This window comes from Yersinia alsatica (assembly GCF_902170305.1).
Classification (GTDB): Bacteria; Pseudomonadota; Gammaproteobacteria; order Enterobacterales; family Enterobacteriaceae; genus Yersinia; species Yersinia alsatica.
Genome location: NZ_CABHWW010000008.1, coordinates 160,679 through 181,694, shown reverse-complemented (window position 1 = coordinate 181,694; position 21,016 = coordinate 160,679). Strand labels below are relative to the sequence as shown.

Sequence of the window (21,016 nt, the reverse complement as noted above, 5' to 3'; positions counted from 1 at the left end):
GTGCGACTTCTCATCTTATGCGAGCTAAGCTCATTTAAGAAAATAGACTCTGTGATTTTTTAATGGGGTCTATTTACTTCACCAATAAATAAGAAAGATGACTGAAAAAAGAGATATAAAATACACATATAAAATATAAGGTTAAGGGTGAAAAATGTTTTAACCTCTGGCTTGGATCAATTTTGTCGGCAGTGTCTAATTTTGTACGGTTTTATTTTTTTATTATAACGGAAGTGATAATTAACTCAGCCAGTAATGGTGTTTTTTTACAGACTCCAAATATAAAGAATCTTTTAGATATTCAAAATTCTAAGTAGCAGAGAATTCCATAAAACAACCCAAAAACCAAATCGTGCGGTCTTTTCACAGGATACTGTATCGCAGCATTGCCTTAGTAAAAATATTTAGTCTTTATTTTTCGCTTTTTTGAAGAATTTTCCACTAAGAATAATCTTAGTTGCATCCAGAATAACGCCCATATCACATTTTCACCTCTATTAATCGCTGGAATAACAATATTCTATAATAATTCGACAATAGTATTTTCTTTCAACTATCCTATGTAACATGCTGTAATACATTCAAAGGACTTCATTTCATCATAATTCAACAATGAAAATGGATGTTTGCGAAGTAGCTTTTCTTGATCATCAAACAAGTTGCTGGCTTAAGGGTTATATAATGTATAACGCATTTACTACACTGCTGCGCCCGTTGCACCGGCACAGAATTACTTTATTAGCGCTATTAATTTCCGGCCTTTCAGTTAATCCTGTTTTGGCAGATACACAGTATGATTCATTAATCATTGAAGCTAGAGCTGGGAATACCGCGCCGGTCCTTGATTATTTACAAAAAGAATCCAAAGCTGGGCCGCTTAATAGCGGTCAGGTAGACGACTGGCTACAAATAGCAGGCTGGGCAGGGCGTGATCAGGAGGTGATTGACGTCTACGAAAGATATCACTCTTCAATGAATATCTCCTCGCGTGGTTTGGCCTCAGCAGCACGCGCGTATCGTAACGAAAAACGTTGGGATCAAGCTCTGGCTTTGTGGCAAAGCAGTTTAAAGAAAGACCCTACTAACCCCGACCTTATCACCGGCATGATCATGACGCAGGCTGATTCTGGGCGCGGAGGTGAGGCGCTGAAGCAAGCGACAGAGTTAACCGAGCGTGATCCTACTGCCAAAAACTATATGACTTTGTCTTACCTGAACCGCGCAACTAATCGTAATTATGATGCCTTGCAGGCTTCAAGTGAAGCGGTGCGATTGGCTCCTGAGTCTGAGGAAGTATTAAAAAATCACCTCGAGATTCTACAAAGAAACCGTATTGCCGATCCGGCATTACGACTTGCTCGTGAAAATCCGAAGCTAGTATCGGCTGAAGAATATCGCCAGTTGGAGCGAGATGCTGCCGCCGAGCAAGTTCGGATGGCGGTGCTGCCAACGCGCAGTGAAACCGAGCGTTTTTATATCGCCGATCAAGCGCTTGCTGACTATCAGGATTTGTTAACGCGCTGGAGTAAAATTCCTGAAGCACAGGCTGACTATCAGCGAGCACGAATTGACCGGCTGGGCGCATTATTGGTTCGTCGTAATACGGCTGAATTAATTAAAGATTATGAAGCCATGGAAGCGGAAGGCTACAAAATGCCGGACTATGCTCGTCGCTGGGCCGCTTCTGCTTATATCGACCGCCGGATGCCAGAAAAAGCAGCGCCAATCCTGACCAGTCTGTATTACGCCGATGGCAAAACTTTCCGTAATAGTGATGATGTGATTGATGCTGACGATCTTTACTACGCACTGAATGAAAGTGAACAACTGGATAGAGCGCATCAATTTGCTAAGAACTATAGTGAGCAAACACCGTATCAGGTAGGGCTTTACGGTTTAAGTGGTAAAGAGCCTAATGTGGATTGGGTTGAAGCGCAGACGTTGTATATCCAATCTCTGATTGCACTTAATGATCTGCCTGCGGCACAGAAAAAACTGACAGATTTATCCAGCACCGCGCCAGCTAATCAGGATTTAAGAATTGCCTTAGCCAGTGTCTATTTGGCTCGCGATTGGCCGCATAAAGCGGAACAAGAGCTGAAAGCGGTAGAGTCATTAGAGCCACGCAGTCTGATTTTGGAACGTGCGCAAGCTGAAACTGCTATGGACTTGCAGGAGTGGCGTCAAATGGAATTGCTCACTGATGACGTGATTGCCCGCTCGCCAGAAGATGTGCCCTCGCAAGAATTAGACCGCCAGCGTAAGGTTCATAATATGTATGAACTGCGTGTGACCGGTACCCGCACCATTTCGTCAAACAGTCCAGTCAGTGGCAACAAGGACTATGGCATTGAAACTCTGCTATATAGCCCACCGATTGCGGATAATTGGCGGGTGTTTGGTGGTGGGAGCTATGACAATGCGCAATTTGAAGAAGGGACCGGTATTAACCGGGTTATGCGTTTAGGCGGTGAATGGACTTCTCGTGACCTATGGGTCGAAGGCGAGATAAATAACCAGAACTACGGTTTTGGTAATAAAACCGGGGCGCGGTTAGCGACTTGGTATGATTTTAATGACCATTGGCGGGTTGGTGGTCAGGTTGAAAGACTGGCCAAAGACACGCCATTGCGAGCGTTGAAAAACAATATTTACGCCAACAGTGCTTCTGCTTTTGTGCTCTGGAAAGCCGATGATCGCCGTGATCTCGAATTCAATGTGACACCGTCAGATTATTCAGATGGTAACAAACGTTGGGAATATGAGCTCAATGGTCGCCAGCGTATTTGGACTGGGCCTTATCTGACTGCTGATTTCTCTCTTGGTCTGGCTGCAAGCACTAACACCAAAGAAGACGTGATTTACTACAACCCAAAACGGGATTTCACCTACCTTCCTGCGGTCACTCTGAATCACATTATGTATCGCCGTTATAAAACAATCTGGAGCCAACAAGTGCAATTTGGTGTCGGTGGCTACTGGGAGAAAAACTACGGTAATGGTCTGGTAACTACGGCAAGTTATGGACAACGTGTCCAATGGAATGATGTCGTTGATACTGGTGTGTCCGTTATCTACGACAAGCGCCCTTATGATGGTGCTCGTGAGCATGACCTCTCGCTCGCTTTCGATTTGAATTACCGTTTCTAAGGGATCAGCGTTATGGCGAAGATATTATTTATTATCCGGATACTTGTAGTAGGAATGATAACGCTGCTGGCTTCTGTGTGTTATGCCGAGAAGCCTGTTTTCGTTCCTCCGGCTGAACGTGCATTGCCACAAAGTGAAAGACCATGGCAAAAAAATACCTTTGTGGTCATTGCTTATCATGACATTGAAGATGATGAAGCGGATCAACGTTACCTGGCTGCTCGTACCAGCGCATTGAGTGAACAATTTGCCTGGCTACGTGATAACCGCTACAACGTAATTTCTGTTGATCAGATTCTGGCAGCCCATAATGGTGGGGCACCACTGCCTGATAAAGCGGTGCTTCTGACCTTTGATGATGGCTATAGCAGCTTTTATCGCCGTGTTTATCCATTGCTAAAAGCGTATAGCTGGCACGCAGTTTTGGCTCCGGTGGGAACCTGGCTTGATACACCGCCCAATAAGAATGTTGACTTTGGCGGTTTAAGCACCCCACGAGAAAAGTTTGCTACCTGGAAGCAAATTACAGAAATGTCTCAGTCTGGCCTAGTCGAGATTGGTGCGCACACCTATGCTTCTCATTATGGGGCGTTGGCTAATCCGCAGGGTAATACCGAACCTGCCGCCGCTAACCTGATATATGACGCGAAAACCAAAACCTATGAAACAGAGGCTGCCTTTAAGCAGCGGATGGAAAAAGATGTTTCGTTGATAACCGAGCGCATTGTTAAAGCGACGGGTAAACAGCCGCGAGTGTGGGTTTGGCCATACGGTGCCGCTAACGGCACAGTGCTGAATATTTTACGTCAACACGGCTATCAATTGGCGATGACCTTGGAGCCGGGCATTGGTAACGTTAATGATCTGATGAATATTCCGCGAATTCTTATCAGTAATAACCCATCACTGAAGGACTTTGCGCTAACCATCACCACCGTGCAGGAAAAAGAGATCATGCGGGTGGCGCATGTGGATTTGGATTATCTCTATGACCCAGATCCAGTACAGGAAAAAGAGAATCTCGATAAATTGGTACAGCGTATTGCCGATTTACGGGTGACGACCGTGTTCTTGCAGGCGTTTTCTGATCCGAAAGGGGATGGCAATATTCGTCAGGTTTATTTCCCGAACCGCTGGATACCGATGCGCCAAGACTTGTTTAACCGTGTAGCTTGGCAATTGTCTTCACGTCCAGATGTTAAGGTTTATGCCTGGATGCCAGTATTGGCGTTTGAAATGGATCCATCGTTACCTCGGATTAAACGTATTGATCCGAAAACGGGCAAGACCAGCATCGATCCGGACCAATACCGTCGTTTGTCACCATTTAACCCGGAAGTTCGCCAGCGCATCATCGATATTTACCGTGATATGGCCTATAGCGCCCCTATTGACGGCGTGCTCTATCATGACGATGCGGTGATGTCTGATTTTGAAGATGCGTCCCCGGATGCTATTCGGGCATACGAAAAAGCCGGTTTCCCTGGCTCGATTGCGACCATTCGCCAAGACCCAGAGATGATGCAGCGCTGGACGCGCTACAAGAGTAAGTATCTGATTGATTTTACTAATGAGCTGACCCGTCAGGTTCGCGATGTTCGCGGCCCGCAAGTGAAATCAGCCCGTAATATGTTTGCTATGCCGATTTTGGAACCGGAAAGCGAAGCATGGTTTGCGCAGAATCTGGATGATTTCTTGGCTAACTATGATTGGGTCGCCCCAATGGCGATGCCGCTAATGGAGAAGGTACCGTTATCTGAGTCTAATGAGTGGCTTTCACGACTGGTTAATAAGGTTGCTGAGCGGCCCGGAGCACTGGATAAAACTGTATTTGAACTGCAATCGAAGGACTGGACCAAACCTGAAGACAAAAATGCCATCAGTGGTCCGATACTGGCGGGATGGATGCGTCAGTTGCAGTTAAATGGCGCGCAAAATTTTGGTTACTATCCGGATAACTTTATCACTGGCGAACCACCGCTAAAAGATGTCCGCCCTGTGCTATCTTCTGCTTGGTATCCTTTATATGATCGATAGAATTATTGCGTTACTCATCCTATGTCTGGTACTGAGCATTCCCGCGGGGATGATCCTGCTCTTTACCGGCGACGTTTTGCTGAACTTTGTCTTCTTCTATCCGCTGTTTATGTCCGGAATTTGGATAACTGGCGGTGTCTATTTCTGGCTACGCCGTGAAAGACATTGGGCGTGGGGCGATGATGTGCCACCTCCGGAGCTGAAAGGCAATCCGCTGGTGTCTATTTTAATCCCTTGTTTTAACGAAGGGTTAAATGCGCGGGAAACCATTCATGCGGCACTGGCGCAGACTTATACCAACATTGAAGTTATCGCCATTAACGACGGTTCCAGTGATGATACAGCGCAAGTGTTAGATGCGATGTTGGTTGAAGACCCACGTCTACGTGTTATTCACCTGGCCCATAACCAAGGCAAAGCTATTGCTCTGCGAATGGGGACGGCGGCGGCTCGCAGCGAATATCTGGTGTGTATCGATGGTGATGCCTTGCTGGACAAGAATGCGGTGCCTTATCTGGTCGCACCGCTCATTGCGAATCCACGTACTGGTGCGGTGACCGGTAACCCTCGTATCCGCACGCGTTCAACCTTGATTGGCCGTGTTCAGGTGGGTGAGTTCTCCTCTATTATTGGGCTGATTAAACGGACTCAACGAGTCTATGGTCAAGTCTTCACGGTATCAGGTGTGGTCGCGGCTTTCCGTCGCCGGGCGTTGGCCGATGTGGGCTATTGGAGCCCAGACATGATCACCGAAGACATCGACATCAGTTGGAAATTGCAGATCAGGCACTGGTCGGTGTTCTTTGAGCCGCGGGGCTTGTGTTGGATTTTGATGCCAGAAACCTTAGGTGGTTTATGGAAGCAGCGTTTGCGTTGGGCACAGGGTGGGGCGGAAGTCTTCCTGAAGAATATGTTCAAGCTGTGGCGCTGGCGTAATCGTCGGATGTGGTTGCTGTTCCTTGAGTATTCACTGTCTATCACTTGGGCGTTTACTTATCTGTTCAGTATTATTCTGTTCCTGCTGGGCATGGTTATCAAATTACCACCGGGAATTCATGTGCAGACGGTCTTCCCACCGGCCTTTACCGGGATGGTATTGGCTCTGACTTGTCTGTTGCAGTTTGCTATTAGCTTGGTGATTGAGCGGCGCTATGAACCTAAATTGGGGAATTCGCTGTTCTGGATTATCTGGTATCCAATGGTTTACTGGATGTTGAGTTTGTTCACCACAGTGGTTTCGTTCCCGAAAGTCATGCTCAATACCAAGCGTAAACGTGCGCGTTGGGTGAGCCCAGACCGTGGGATCGGGAGGGTTAAACCATGAGTGCACCTTTGATTCATACCGAACAGCGGACGATCCCCCGCTGGATCGATATTATTATTACGGCTTTGGCCTGGTTTGGTTTTATCTTCTTATTCGTGAAAGGCTTTTTGGATATGATCCACAGAGCACCGAATATGGGGCCAATTCCATTCAGAGTGTATATTCTGGCGGGCCTGACGACCTTGGCATTGTATGCAGCGATTGCGGCATTTAATGCTGTGGTGCTGATTGTTTGGGCTAAATATAACCAAGTGCGTTTTCAAGTTGAACGCCGTGGGCATCGGCCACATCTTAATGACGATGAATTGGCTGACAGTATGGAGATGTCAGGTTCAATGATTGCCCAATTAAAAGCCGGTTCCTGCCTCACGTTGTATAACGATGAAAATGGGCATCTGTTGGAAGTCAAAGATGGATTACAGCTCCCCAATGTTGCACCGGTAGTCAATTTACGCCGTGGGTGATAGTTAGCTATTTCTGAATACCTGATAGTAAGTGGTTATGTGCTTATATCAGGTATTCAGTACCTGCCTTATATTCCTCCTCTAAGTGCAAACATCATCATTTTCTACTTTCTTATATTACATCCGCTTTATATATTGCTATGATTTAGCAGGACTTATCTTGGGCAATAATGCGCGGGTGATAATTATTGGTATTTCTCTGACAGTTGCTTACAACGGGAGCATGCAATGAAACAAAACCACTTTGGACAAACTATCGGAGCAGAATTAGAGCATTGGCAATCAGCGCAACGGCCTCAGCGGGAGATTTTGCCCGGGCATTTTTGTTATCTGGCGCCGGTAAATGCCGATAAACATGAAAAATGTCTCTATCAAGCATATCACTTGGTTAAAGATGCCAGCGATTGGACTTATTTTTATTGCGAACGGCCTGAAAATGAAGATGATTTCCATCAATATCTCCAAACATTAATCAATGTTAAAGATGCCTTCCATTACACCGTGGTTGATGCGCAATCAGGTCTTGCATTAGGAACGGTTGGATTACAACGAATTGATGAAAATAATGGTGTTATCGAGATAGGTTCAGTTAATTGGTCACCGCGCTTAAAACGTAATTCCGCGGGTACTGAAGCCATCTATTTATTATTACATTATGTCTTCGATAAGTTAGGTTATCGCCGGTGTGAGTGGAAATGTGATTCACTGAATGAGCCATCAAACGCGGCAGCATCGCGGTTCGGTTTTCAGTATGAAGGGCAATTCCGGCAGGCTATCGTGACAAAAGGGCGTAATAGGGATACCAATTGGTATGCCATAACAGACCGTGAGTGGCCATTAATTAAGCAGGCATTTAATGATTGGCTGGATATGGAAAACTTTGATAGCCAAGGACAGCAGAAAACACGATTACAAGAGTTAAGAATCAGTCGATAGTGATTGCAAGGCTAATTACAGCTGAAGTTATCTTGTTGTATTCTTTGGTTATTATTAATACTCACCTTTACTTAAAACACAAACTAGAGCAGTAAAGGTGGAATGACCAATCAAGTTTAATACGGAGAGCTTTGCGGGGCTTAATAGTATAGCGTGGAGTAAAAAATAATCAGAGTAAAAAATGAACAAACGCTGAAAATATATTTTTTTACATTTAGATATCGCGAAACTTAAGAGTGTCATTATACTGTAATCATCTGGCGGTATTTTTCACACGGTGCACAGCTTAGGCTGTTGTTTATCACTGCGGGGATCGCTAATGGTAGAGTCCATGATTGGGCTGTTAAGACAAGACCAAAGTTTCATGCGAGCGACTCGTTGTTACGAGGGCTTCCTCTCCGACTCTAAAATTTCAGTAGTATCGTCATTACCCATCCCTGTTATTTTTATATTCACCATACTCTTGTTCCCCTGGTTGTTGTTCTCAGCATTGTTGTTCTCAGCATTAATGTCACGTAATAACTCCCCCTTGCGATACTGTATTCCCTCAACGGCCATTTTTACTCCAGGCATTTGGACGGTTGCATAATTCGCATTTTTCATTGGCTATTATTGGCTGCAAAGGAAGCCAAAACCTCATCCGTATGTGAAACATAATCGCGCAGGCAATTTCTGCTGCGGTAGGTGAATCAAACTGAAAGGTGCCACTATGGGAAGACAGAAAGCAGTGATCAAAGCTCGTCGTGAAGCGAAACGCGTAATTAGACGTGATTCACGTAGTCATCGTCAGCGTGAGGAAGAAAACGTGACATCGTTAGTACAAATGGGCGGTGTTGAATCAATAGGTATGGCACGGGATAGCCGTGATACCTCCGTTATTCAGGCGCGTACGGAAGCTCAAGGTCATTACTTATCAGCCATAGAAAGTAAACTGCTCATCTTCGCCACCGGTGAAGCGGGGTGTGGTAAAACCTTTATCAGCGCAGCCAAGGCTGCTGAAGCATTAATTCACAAAGAAGTTGATCGCATCATTGTGACGCGGCCGGTGCTCCAGGCAGATGAGGATCTGGGTTTCCTGCCTGGTGATATCTCTGAGAAGTTCGCGCCTTACTTCCGCCCGGTGTATGACATTCTGTTGCGCCGACTCGGTTCCTCTTTCCTGCAATATTGCCTGCGGCCAGAAATTGGCAAGGTAGAGATTGCGCCTTTCGCCTATATGCGTGGGCGTACCTTTGAGAATGCGGTGGTGATCCTCGATGAGGCACAAAACGTAACCGCCAGCCAGATGAAGATGTTTCTGACCCGCCTTGGCGAAAATGTCACAGTCATCGTTAATGGTGACATCACCCAGTGTGACCTGCCACGCGGTGTGAAATCAGGCCTTAGTGATGCGCTGGAGCGTTTTGCTGAGGATGAAATGATTGGCATCATTCGCTTTGATAAACAGGACTGTGTCCGTTCTGCACTCTGTCAGCACACCTTAAATGCCTATTCATAACTCAAGATTATGAATGGATGACCCGATAAAAAAGGGCAAGCGTGATGTGCGCTTGCCCTTTGCTTATTCAAGGATATTTTTAACTTATTGCCGCTACAGCATAATTGTCATCATATAAGCCGCAAATAGCGCCAGATGAGCGGTGCCGTTGAGCACGTTGGTTCTGCCAGTAGAGAATGAAATCTGCGACAGAATTAACACACTGACCATCACCACAATGTGCGGTGCTTCCAGACCAAAGTTCAACTCTTGCCCAGTCAGTACCGCAATCAATGTTACCGCCGGAACTGTCAGAGAAATGGTCGCCAGCACTGAGCCAAAGAACAGGTTCATGGCCCGCTGTACCTGATTGGCCAACACGGCTTTCAACGCCCCCAAACCTTCAGGTGACAGGATAAGCAAGGCTATCAGGAAGCCGGTAAACTTAGCCGGAGCATTCAATTCTGTTAACAGGGCTTCCAATGGGTTGGCATCAAACTTAGTCACGGCAATGACTGCAACCAAGTGAATCAAAAGCCAAAATGTGTGCCACAGGCTGCTATGAGATGAAGGTTTACCGTGGTGAGGATCACTTGGGTCATCCCCTTCATCTTCATGTTCATAAACAAACAGACTTTGGTGCGTTTTAGTTTGGATCAGCAGGAAAACACCGTACATCGCCGCTGAAATAGCCGCGACAACCAATGATTGTGTCACACTAAAACTACCGCCAGGCAGGGTGCTTGGCAGCACTAACACAATGATAGCCAACGGGAAGATAGCCATCAGATACTGTTTGATACCGACCAGATTGACGTGTTGGGTAGCAAATTTGCGGCCACCAAGTAATAAAGACACCCCAACCAATCCGCCAATCACAATCATGATGATGGAATAGAGAGTATCGCGCATCAGTGCCGGTGCAGCATCGCCGGTCGCCATCATTGCTGAGATCAAACTAACCTCAAGCACGACAACTGACAGACTGAGGATCAACGAGCCATAGGGTTCACCCAACCGGTGTGCCAATACGTCAGCATGACGCACCACACTAAATGCACTGCTCAGAATACCGACCAGTGCAATCAGGTTAATAATGATCACGGCAGCAAAATTGCTGGTATCACCCCAGATATTAAGAATAACCAGCGCAATAATAGGCAGGATAAGGGAGTATTCGTGATGGCGGGATTTAGATCGGCCAGGATCATTTTGCGACTTCATTTCGAGCACACTCCTAATAACTTTACTGCATTAAACAGGCATTAGAGCCATTTAACGATAATTAAGTGCCATATTGCAGGCTAAGTAGCTTTAAGACTAACAAATAACAGGGAATTGTCGCAGGAAATTTACAAGGTTTTAACGGGGAAAGGTAAAAAAACAGATGTCAAAATGGACATTACAGAGTGATGTCCATTGATTTCATAGAGATTAATGTCGCTTAGTCGTCGATATTGTCCATCACTTCATGGCGTTTGTGATGATAATCTTCTTCATTCAGCCCTTCACGCCAGTAGGGAACAGCATAAAGTTGTTGGCGTTCACAGCTTTTTTCACGACGCAGATAACGGCGCAGCGCCACTACCAATCTATCTTCTCCCGCCAACCAGAATGTAGCTTCTGCCATTGGCAACTCTAGTGCACAGAATTGGCTGATAACATCATCCGTTTTATCGGTGCCACCGATGACCCAGCTCAGTTCAACACCGGCAGGTTTAATCAGGTTGAGCACATCTTCTGGGGTATCTACACGAATAATGGCATGGCCTTGCGCGTCGGCAGGTAATGTTTCCAATAATGCCGCAATAGCTGGCAGTGACGAGGGGTCGCCTACCAAATAACTGTAGGCCGCTGCGGGCAACATGGTTTCAGGGCCGCCTGGATTGGTAATCCCCATCCAGTCACCGATTTTGGCATTGCGAGCAAAACTCACCGCCGGGCCAGGGTGATCATGGAGGGCAAATTCAATATCGATTTCACCTTGTTCAGGGCGGACTGCGCGCACCGAATAGGTACGAACAATCGGGCGAACGTCGGCTGCGGGCCATACCGGGCCTTTGTCACTCAGCACCGGCAATTCTGGCTGGGTTTGGTGTGCCAGCGGCAGGAAAACTTTTAGATGAGCGCCAGCACAGTCTGACGGGTAATTCTCCAGTGTTGGGCTATGAAAAGTAATTCGGCGCAAATGAGGTGAAATGTCGACAACCTTTTTTACCTGTATCAGGCGCGGCGGAGTTGGGCGATATCTGGGTTTTGCTGCGGTTGATTCTGTAGTCACAGTTTGTCCTTCTTATCTTATGGTGTTTTATTCTGCTGCATCAGCCAGCAAGGGTCGTGGCTTTTAGTGGGCGAAATTATACCATTAACCAATGTTAATGATAATTATTTGCATGAAAAGAGTGTCAGGGAAACGAAAAGGTTTCATGCCCCACCGCAGTGGGGACAGAATCAACAGGTATCAAAGAGGGATTTAGCTGATGGGTTGCACCATGGCTGTGCGCCGAAAATGCATTCTTAGCCGCAACATGGTGACCAGTGCAACAACCATGACGGCCATTGCCGCGAGCGGAAGTTGCTGTAAGTGCAGGCCAAATGCCAGCAAGGTGCCACCGAGCCAAGCCCCTAAAGCATTGCCCAAATTGAAGGCGCTCTGGTTAAAGGTGGACGCCAGATTCGGGGCGTCACGGGCTTGATCAACTACCAAGAGCTGTAGCATTGGGCATAAAGCGAAAGCCACGATACTCCAGATAAATAAGGTCAGTATTGCCGGTAAATAGAAGCCAATGGTGTAATGCAGCGCCAGCAAAATACCTATCAAGATGGTAATCAAACGGGTCATTGAGCCGACTAGATTTTTATCACCTAAACGGCCGCCCAAAACACTGCCGATGGATAACCCAACCCCGAGGATCAGCAGGACTACCGTGACACCATGCTCAGAAACTCGAGTCACTTCGCGTAGTAACGGGGCAATATAGGTGAAAACAGTAAATAAACTGGTATTGGTTAACACAGATAGCAGCAAGGCGGTTTGCACTTTCTTCTGCATGAGTGTTTTGAATTCCAATTTCGGACTGATTCTTTTCATCGGAATATGGCTGGGTAACCAGGCAATGACGGCGACGATGGCGACAATACCGATGGCGCTGACACCCCAAAATGCCGCTCGCCAGCCAAAAGCTTGCCCAATAGCGGTTCCTAAAGGGACACCCAGCACGTTAGCCAGCGTAACCCCCATAAAGACTAATGCAATTGCTCGCGCCCGGCGATTGGGTGGCACTAAATCAGTTGCGACCACTGATGCCAACCCAAAGAATGTGCCATGGCACAATGCGGCAATAATACGCGCGGCCATTAATAGGTTATAAGTTTCAGCCAAAGCACACAGAACATTGCCAATAATAAATAGAACGATTAAGCCCAAGAGTGTGGATTTGCGAGGGATGCGCGCGGTCGCGATAGCCAGAAGAGGGGCACCAATAACAACCCCCATGGCATAAACAGAAACCAACATTCCGGTTTTAGGGATACTAACCCCCAGATCACGAGCGACTTCCGGTAATAATCCCATAATGACAAACTCGCTGGTACCAATGCCAAATGTAGCAATGGTCAGCGCAATAATAGCCAGTGGCATGAATAACTCCCGAACAGCCTCTCTTGGCATGAGAGGCTGAATAACATCAATATCAACTCACTCCCTGGCATGAATATGAAGGAGATAAAGTCTATGCAGGTGAATTTAATCGGACAATTTTATCATCGGCATAAAATGGCGTCTAACGGCAAAGTGCTATTCTGGCATCTTGCCTGTTACAGGGGGATTGCCACTCTTGCTCACCCGAATCAGTTAGCAATGTAAGCTTATCAAGGCATCTCCTTTGCCGCCTTCCCATAGTTCGAAATCTATTGGATATATATTAAAAAGTAATTGAATATAGCGAATTCTATTTATTGTCTTGAATTTTGCCAATTATAAAAATACTCGGTGAGAATCTATTGCCCTGATAAATAATATTATTTTCACTTTTTCAATTAAAACGCGCTGTCCAACATCCACCCTCAGCTTTACTTAGTACAAAAAAACATAAGCAACGGTTTTTTTGTATTTGTTTGTCGTCACTATCCCTCGTAAATCTATGTATCAATCAGAATAAAACGAAAGGGGCTTAGTGTGAATTTCCAGCAGCTTAAAATTATTCGGGAATCGGCTCGTTGCAATTACAACCTGACTGAAGTCGCCAACACATTATTTACCTCACAATCAGGTGTCAGTCGGCATATTCGCGAGCTGGAAGAAGAGTTAGGTATTGAGATATTTATCAGACGCGGTAAGCGCTTGCTAGGAATGACCGAGCCAGGTAAAGAGTTGCTGACGGTGGCCGAACGGATGCTAAATGATGCCAACCAAATTCGACGTTTGGCTGATGTATTCAGTAACAATGATAGCGGCCAGTTACATATCGCGACCACTCATACTCAAGCACGCTACAGTTTGCCACGCGTAATTAAAGAATTTCGCCTGCTGTATCCGCAGGTCAAACTGGTTATTAGTCAGGGGAATCCACAAGAGATTGCCGCGATGCTGCAATCCGGCGAAGCTGATATTGGTATCGCTACTGAAGTCTTGATGAGTGACGAATCTGTGGCTGCATTCCCTTATTATCGCTGGCATCACGCAATTGTGGTGCCAGAGAATCATCCGCTCACTCAAGAGAGCAATATCACACTGGAAACCTTAAGCCACTTGCCATTAATTACCTATCGCCAAGGTATTACCGGGCGTTCTCGTGTAGATAATGCTTTCAAGAATGCCGGTCTGACACCCGATATCGCATTAAGCGCGCAAGATTCTGATGTGATTAAAACTTATGTCGAGTTGGGACTGGGGGTCGGTATTCTGGCGGATATGTCCTATGAGGCACATCGGGATAAGGGGTTAGTGCGGCTGAATGCCGAGCATCTCTTTGATGCTAATACCGTTTGGTTAGGGCTAAAACGCGGTCAGTTACAACGTAACTTTATCTGGTTCTTTATCCAGCTCTGTAATCCAACACTTTCTCTGCATGATATTAAAGAGAAAGTATTGGCGGAGGCGGCAGATGAAGTGGTGATCGATTACCAAATTTAGTGGTACTGGCTGGCAGTTTGGGTGAAAACGTCAGTCAATATCATTATTATCAGGGATAAACCGCACCCGAACTTCTGTTCCCCCTTCATCACGCTGGCGAATGACACAATGCCCATTCAAACTGGCCGCTCGGTCCTGCATGATAATTAAGCCATAGTGATTGGGCCGCTCACTGGCTTGACCAATACCACAGCCATTGTCGATGATCGACATAATCACTTCGCCGGCTTCGACAGTGACATTAATCGTGGCTTCACTGGCATGCGCATGCTTATAAATATTATTGAGTGCTTCACGGGCAATATTGACCATGTGAATAGCTTGGTGGTCGGGAATCAAGCCCGAGGGTAAATTAAAGTTGAAAGTGATAGGCAAACCGGCCCGCTCACTGAACTCGTTGACCAAGGTTTGCAGCGCGGCTTGTAATGTCGCCTCATGCAATTTCAGACGAAATGTCGTCAGCAACTCACGCAATTGGCGGTAGGCGATATTCAGTTCATCGCGCATTTGCTGTACCAATAGTTTGCTGGGTTCAGCTAAGTCCGGCGATTGCATCTGCAAGCAGCTAATTTGTATCTTCAGGCAAGAGAGAGACTGGGCGATAGAGTCATGTAGCTCGCGGGCAATTGCCGAGCGCTCTTCCATCAGCAATAACTGTTGCTGATGTTTGGCCTGACTTTCCAAGGCCAGCGTGCTGGTCAGTTGTTCAACCAGCATGTTAACCAGTTGCTGTTGATCGGAGTTAAGCGGCGTCTCTGATGGCAGTTTTGCCAACAGCAAACCATATTGACCGAGCTTATCACTCAAACTCCAACTCAGAGATTCACGTGAAGTTGCATGGCTTAGGGCGGCGGCTGAGCCGCTAATGGTCAATTGCGTCGGGCGATTTTGCGGTGGCAAGTATTCGCCATCGGTATCGTCAGTGAGATGAGCACGATAAAGATGATTTTCATACAAACAGATCTGCACATTTTCCAGCGGCGTCAGTGCCTGTAATTGCTCAATGATCGGCACTAAACGTTCACCCAAAGGTTGGTGGGTATGCAGTTGACGACTGCTGTGATAGAGAAATGCCAGTACCTGATTCTTCTGCTGTAAATCGGCAGTTTTCTGCGCGACTCGCTGCTCTAAATCCTTGTAAATAAATGACAGTTCCTGTGACATTCGATTCAGCGCCGTCCCCAACATCCCCATCTCGTCACGTTGATATGAGAGGGTGTAGCGCTTGCTGAAATCACCGCGGCCAATGGCATTTGCCATTGAGATTAACTGTAGCCACGGGCGTAATAAGCGGCGGCGCAAGTAATAAATAGTCGCCAACAGCAGCCCCAAAGTCAGCACAATGAACACCAACTGGATCATGGTGACTAACAGCAGGCGCTGCTCTGTTTTATGGTCGATGGCTAATACCAAAGCATCAAGCTGATGCACAAAATCTGCCACACTGGCGGAGACGTCATCAGGATGTTTAGCTTGCAGCAGTTGTGGTTTTAATGTGGTTTGCCAGTAGCGCTCAATTTGTTGATATTGGCTGGTTAAGCCTTCTCGCTGGAGTGCATGCTGTAAATCGCTGCTGGTTTTGTCCTGCTCCAGTGCTGCCAGATAAGGTAAATCATTCTTATCTAGCGGCACCATTGACAGTAGCCGGTAGCTTTGCATACGCAGTGAACCCGCTTTATTGATGGCGTGCGCGTTACCCTGAATGCTTTGTGCCATCCATGATGAAATCGTCATGCCAGCCAGCCCCAACATCCCCAACAGTATCATCAGCAAAGCTATCTGATTAACTAATGGGATTAGATAACGTTTCATAAAGTGGAATTCCTTTAACCAATAAGCGTGGCAACCTTGCCGCTTTTGAGACTCATCGGCATGAAATCTAGTGAGACTTCATGCCAGCAGCAGTCATCATCATACGGAACAGCATAGAGACTGCCAATAAAGCCAGCACGCTACCGCACCAGATAAGCAGCATCCAGCCCGCCTTTTTCCACCAAGGTGATTTTACCTGCGCCAAAGGTTGGGTGGGTGATTGTGATTTCATCATTCAGTGATAACCCTGTTCGTGATTGATTTTCCCTCTGAATACGTAATAGCTCCAGAAGGTGTAAACCAGAATGATTGGGATAATAAACAGTGCGCCAACTAGCATAAATCCCAGACTTTGCGGTGGAGCGGCGGCTTGCCATAACGTAATTGATGGCGGAATAAGGTAAGGCCAGATGCTGATACCCAAGCCGCTGTACCCCAAGAACACCAGCAGCAGTGTCAGTAGGAAGGGGGCATAATGACCGCCATGGCTGACTGAGCGGAGCAAAGCCCAACTGGCCAGCAGCACTAATAATGGCACCGGCAAGAACCAGAACAGGTTGGGTAAGCTGAACCAACGCGTGGCAATTTGTGGATGCGCCAGTGGGGTCCATAGGCTAATGACGGCAATAATTAACAGCAACATCAGCGTCAGTGGGGTTGCCAGTTTATGCATGACTTGCTGGACATGGCCTTCGGTTTTCATGATGAGCCAGGTACAACCTAAAAGGGCGTAAGCAGTAACCAGACCCAAGCCACAAAACAGGGCAAAGGGCGTAAACCAATCAAATTGACCGCCACTGTAACTGCGGCCAGTCACAGGGAAGCCGTGAATAAAAGCACCCACAACCATTCCCTGCGTAAAGGTGGCGATTACCGAACCGCCAATAAAAGCTTTATCCCAAATGTGTTGCTTTTCCGGGCTGGCTTTAAAACGAAATTCAAATGCTACACCGCGAAAAATCAGCCCGAGTAACATTAGGGTCAGTGGGATTGCCAGTGCATCCAGAATGACCGCATAGGCCAGAGGGAAAGCGCCCAACAGGGCGGCCCCACCGAGTACTAGCCAAGTTTCGTTGCCATCCCAGACCGGGGCGACGCTATTCATCATCAGATCCCGATCACGGCTGTTTTTGACCAGCGGAAATAAGATCCCGATGCCCAAATCGAAACCATCCATAACTACGTACATCATGGTGCTGAAAACAATAATGACAAACCAAATCAGTGGCAGATCAATGCCCATGATGAGCTCCTTTTTTTGGCCCTTTGCGGATGAGTCGCATCATGTAGGCGTAGCCCACCCCAAATACCGAGCCATAGACCACGATAAAGATCAGCAGACTGATACTCATATGTATTTCACCGTGAGATGAAACCGCATCGCTGGTGCGTTGTAAGCCATAGACAATCCAAGGCTGGCGACCCACCTCGGTAGTAAACCAGCCCGCCAGAATAGCTATCAGCCCTGACGGCCCCATCCACAATACGAAGTGGAGGAAAGGGCGTGATTGATACAATTTGCCGCGCCAACGTAACCATAAACTCCAGAAGCCAGCCAAAATCATCAACATGCCTAACCCGACCATGATGCGGAAGGACCAAAACACAATGGTGGAATTGGGCCGGTCTTCCGGTGGGAAAGATTTCAGCGCCGGGATCTGTTTATCCAAACTGTGTGTCAGGATCAAACTTCCTAAGTAAGGAACTTTCAGCGCGAAATGAGTTTTCTCCTGCTTCATATCTGGCCAGCCAAACAGAATCAGTGGTGTAGGCTCGCCGGGCTGGTTTTCCCAGTGTCCTTCAATAGCCGCAATTTTAGCCGGTTGATATTCCAGCGTATTCAGACCATGGGCATCCCCGATAACCGCCTGAAGTGGGGCCACAATTAACGCCATCCACATCGCCATTGAGAGCATTTTTCGCATCGCGGGCGTGTCGCGCTTGCGCAGTAGATGCCAAGCCGCAGAAGCACCGACGAAGAATGCAGAGGCCAGGAAGGCGGCGGTTGACATGTGTAGCAGCCGGTAAGGGAATGACGGATTAAATATCACTTTTAACCAGTCAACCGGGACCACTTGCCCATTAATGATTTCAAAACCTTGGGGAGTTTGCATCCAGCTATTAGAGGCTAGTATCCAGAAGGTCGACATTAAGGTCCCCAATGCCACCATGCAGGTTGCAAAGAAATGCAAACCGGGGCCAACACGATTCCAGCCAAACAGCATGACACCAAGGAAACCTGCCTCAAGGAAGAATGCGGTTAACACTTCATAGGTTAATAATGGGCCGGTGATACTGCCGGCAAATTCAGAGAAGAAGCTCCAGTTGGTACCAAATTGGTAAGCCATTACCAAGCCAGAAACCACGCCCATACCAAAGTTGACGGCAAAGATTTTCGACCAGAAATGATAAAGATCGCGGTAATCCTCATTTTTGGTTTTGAGCCATAAACCTTCCAGTACCGCCAGAAAGCTGGCTAACCCAATAGTGATTGCCGGGAAGATAATGTGGAATGAAATGGTGAAAGCGAATTGGATTCTGGCCAACTCGAGAGCGGTTAAGCCAAACATAGCGACCTCGCTGCAAACATGGTACTGCCTCATTAATTTGTAAAATGAATCATGCGCGCGATAGCTATTCGTTGGGGTAGCTATCGGCGATTATTTCGCGGCGTAAACTTGGCAGTTAGTTAACCATAAGTTAAAGTGGCTATAATAGTGACAATTAATTCAATCTTACCTATAACAGTTGGCCTATGACTCGATATGAACAGTTAGCACAACAAATCCGGGCGCAAATACAGTCCAAGGTTTGGCAAGCCGGTGACAAGCTGCCCTCGTTGCGGGAAAGTTGTAAGCAATCAGGTTTAAGTTTAATGACCGTGGTGCAGTCTTATCAGTTGCTGGAGAGTCAGGGTTGGATCGTGGCGCGACCGCAATCGGGATATTATGTTGCTTCGCGTCCGACCCAATTGCCGCAGCCTCAGCGGGGTAAAAAGCTGCATCTGGATGAGCAGGTAGACATTAATACCTTTATTTTTGATGTGCTACAGGCAGGAAAAGATCCGGCTATCATGCCCTTTGGCTCGGCATTTCCCGATCCTAGCTTATTACTACAGCCGCGTTTGTCGCGCGCACTGGCCGGTGTTGCGCGCAAGATATCGCCACAGAGTTCAGTGACTAACCTGCCACCGGGCAATGAAAGTTTGCGTCGCAATATTGCTCAGCGTTATGCCGCCAGTGGAATGAATGTTTCACCCGAGGAAATTGTGATTACCGCCGGCGCGATGGAATCACTGAGCCTAAGCTTACAAGCCGTCACTCAGCCCGGAGATTGGGTGGTTATCGAGTCGCCTGCATTTTATGGTGCCTTGCAGGCGATAGAGCGTTTGCGCCTAAAAGCCATTGCGATTACCACTCACCCGCAGCAGGGCATAGATTTGGATGCACTTGAACAGGTTATCAGCCAGTACCCCATCAAAGCCTGCTGGCTGATGACCCATTTTCAAAATCCATTGGGTTCTACTATGTCTTGGCCACAGAAAAAACGGCTGGTGGCGCTGTTACAACAAAATAATATCTCGCTGATTGAAGATGATGTTTATGGTGAATTGTATTTCGGTGCTGAACGGCCATTGCCAGCCAAAGCCCTCGATCAACACCGGCAAATACTACATTGCTCCTCATTTTCTAAATGCTTAGCGCCGGGGTTTCGCGTCGGCTGGGTGGCGGCGGGGGAACATGCGCAGCGGATACAGCATCTGCAACTGATGAGTACCGTCTCAGCCAGTGTGCCAACCCAGTTGGCGATTGCCGATTATCTGACGCAAGGCGGCTACGATACCCACCTGCGCCGCTTGCGCCGTGTCATGGAGCAGCGGTTAAATGCACTGCGTCAGGCTGTCGCCGAACATTTCCCTAAAAATGTCAAAATCAGCCATCCTGCTGGGGGCTATTTTTTGTGGCTAGAGCTGGAACCCCCTTTTAATGCCAGTGAATTATATCAGCGAGCACTGGAGCAGGGGGTCAGCATTGCGCCGGGGCGAATGTTTACCACGGGCAACCAATTTGATCACTGTTTCCGCCTTAATGCTTCTTTTGCCTGGTCAGAACAGAGCGAAAAAGCCATTCGTATTCTGGCCTTGCTTATTACCCAATTAACCAGTGGCGCAGAACGTCGCTCTCGCTAAATTTCCCACCAATATATGATGCTGACAGCCCCAAAAAAGGGGGCTAAGTCAGCATAATCCTCTACTGATATTTTCGCCCGCTGTTATGCATAAACAGCTTAGCCCGACACTTCCAGCCCACTATCTTGGTAGCAGAAATGCACTTAATTGATGCATTCACTGCCCATTTATAGGGCGTAGGGATTCGTCATTGTTATTTTCGTGTTGCCGAAATGTGATCTGATAGAGCAAAAATCAAAATTGGTATCGAATGCATATAATTTCGAGAAAATCTAACAAATTGCTCAATAAATCCCCTTAAATGCAGTATGAATGCGAGCTATTTGCATAATTATGCATTATAAATTATTGTTTTAATGGAATTTATACATTTTATTCACATACTGACTGGTATGGCATGAAAGCTGCTGTACACTTTATATCAGGTGAATATATTTCATTTTTCATTGTTAACAGAGTAAGAGAATTTTGTTGGCCCTTGAAGCAAACCCTA

At 46.9% G+C, this 21,016-nt stretch carries 15 protein-coding genes; 8 read left to right on the top strand and 7 right to left on the bottom strand.

Features of this window, described 5'->3' with window-relative positions:
* Positions 1-681 precede the first annotated feature (681 nt).
* The 6 genes from pgaA to phoH all read left to right on the top strand — a co-directional run bounded on the left by pgaA (position 682) and on the right by phoH (position 9,409).
* A complete protein-coding gene (gene pgaA, locus FTA96_RS04525; RefSeq protein WP_050107357.1) occupies positions 682-3,150 on the top strand; it encodes a poly-beta-1,6 N-acetyl-D-glucosamine export porin PgaA in 2,469 nt (822 codons plus the stop codon).
* 12 nt (positions 3,151-3,162) lie between these two features.
* A complete protein-coding gene (gene pgaB, locus FTA96_RS04520; protein ID WP_050107356.1) occupies positions 3,163-5,187 on the top strand; it encodes a poly-beta-1,6-N-acetyl-D-glucosamine N-deacetylase PgaB in 2,025 nt (674 codons plus the stop codon).
* On the top strand, positions 5,177-6,511 hold the full coding sequence (pgaC, locus tag FTA96_RS04515) for a poly-beta-1,6-N-acetyl-D-glucosamine synthase (protein ID WP_050107355.1): 1,335 nt from the start codon (positions 5,177-5,179) through the stop codon (positions 6,509-6,511). Before pgaB ends, pgaC begins: the two co-directional genes overlap by 11 nt.
* Complete coding sequence (gene pgaD, locus FTA96_RS04510; RefSeq protein ID WP_050107354.1) at positions 6,508-6,975, top strand: poly-beta-1,6-N-acetyl-D-glucosamine biosynthesis protein PgaD; 468 nt, start codon at positions 6,508-6,510, stop codon at positions 6,973-6,975. The genes pgaC and pgaD overlap by 4 nt, the downstream gene beginning before the upstream one ends.
* Before the next feature lie 228 nt (positions 6,976-7,203).
* Positions 7,204-7,911, top strand: a complete 708-nt coding sequence (locus tag FTA96_RS04505; RefSeq protein ID WP_050107353.1) for a GNAT family N-acetyltransferase — start codon at positions 7,204-7,206, stop codon at positions 7,909-7,911.
* A gap of 709 nt (positions 7,912-8,620) precedes the next feature.
* Positions 8,621-9,409: a phosphate starvation-inducible protein PhoH gene (gene phoH, locus FTA96_RS04495; RefSeq protein ID WP_032910125.1), complete on the top strand. Its 789-nt coding sequence runs from the start codon at positions 8,621-8,623 to the stop codon at positions 9,407-9,409.
* A 93-nt stretch (positions 9,410-9,502) separates the two neighbouring features.
* Here the strand turns inward: phoH and chaA are convergent, their stop codons facing one another.
* The 3 genes from chaA to FTA96_RS04480 form a co-directional block, all read right to left on the bottom strand.
* Positions 9,503-10,612, bottom strand: coding sequence for a sodium-potassium/proton antiporter ChaA (gene chaA / locus FTA96_RS04490; protein ID WP_050107351.1), 1,110 nt, complete (start codon positions 10,610-10,612; stop codon positions 9,503-9,505).
* A 220-nt stretch (positions 10,613-10,832) separates the two neighbouring features.
* Positions 10,833-11,669 (bottom strand): siderophore-interacting protein, encoded by an 837-nt coding sequence (locus FTA96_RS04485; RefSeq protein WP_050146380.1) that lies wholly within the window; start codon positions 11,667-11,669, stop codon positions 10,833-10,835.
* 192 nt (positions 11,670-11,861) lie between these two features.
* Positions 11,862-13,028, bottom strand: a complete 1,167-nt coding sequence (locus FTA96_RS04480) for an MFS transporter (protein WP_050146382.1) — start codon at positions 13,026-13,028, stop codon at positions 11,862-11,864.
* 537 nt (positions 13,029-13,565) lie between these two features.
* Between FTA96_RS04480 and cbl the strand changes: the two genes are divergently transcribed.
* A complete protein-coding gene (gene cbl / locus FTA96_RS04475) occupies positions 13,566-14,522 on the top strand; it encodes an HTH-type transcriptional regulator Cbl (RefSeq protein ID WP_050122068.1) in 957 nt (318 codons plus the stop codon).
* Positions 14,523-14,552: 30 nt separating this feature from the next.
* On the opposite strand, the gene narX is transcribed toward cbl, so the two are convergent.
* The 4 genes from narX to FTA96_RS04455 form a co-directional block, all read right to left on the bottom strand.
* On the bottom strand, positions 14,553-16,334 hold the full coding sequence (narX, locus tag FTA96_RS04470; protein WP_145573255.1) for a nitrate/nitrite two-component system sensor histidine kinase NarX: 1,782 nt from the start codon (positions 16,332-16,334) through the stop codon (positions 14,553-14,555).
* 67 nt (positions 16,335-16,401) lie between these two features.
* The gene (locus FTA96_RS04465) at positions 16,402-16,569 is read right to left on the bottom strand and encodes a DUF2474 domain-containing protein (protein ID WP_145573253.1); all 168 of its coding nucleotides are present in this window, start codon (positions 16,567-16,569) and stop codon (positions 16,402-16,404) included.
* Entirely contained in the window at positions 16,570-17,577 is a 1,008-nt protein-coding gene (gene cydB / locus FTA96_RS04460) for a cytochrome d ubiquinol oxidase subunit II (RefSeq protein WP_050107347.1), read from the bottom strand.
* Positions 17,567-18,904 carry a cytochrome ubiquinol oxidase subunit I gene (locus FTA96_RS04455; protein ID WP_050107346.1) on the bottom strand — a complete coding sequence of 446 codons (1,338 nt, stop codon included), beginning with the start codon at positions 18,902-18,904 and terminating at the stop codon, positions 17,567-17,569. The genes cydB and FTA96_RS04455 overlap by 11 nt, the downstream gene beginning before the upstream one ends.
* A gap of 185 nt (positions 18,905-19,089) precedes the next feature.
* On the opposite strand from FTA96_RS04455, the gene FTA96_RS04450 reads away from it, so the two are divergent.
* Positions 19,090-20,523: an aminotransferase-like domain-containing protein gene (locus FTA96_RS04450; RefSeq protein ID WP_050107345.1), complete on the top strand. Its 1,434-nt coding sequence runs from the start codon at positions 19,090-19,092 to the stop codon at positions 20,521-20,523.
* Positions 20,524-21,016: the final 493 nt, after the last annotated feature.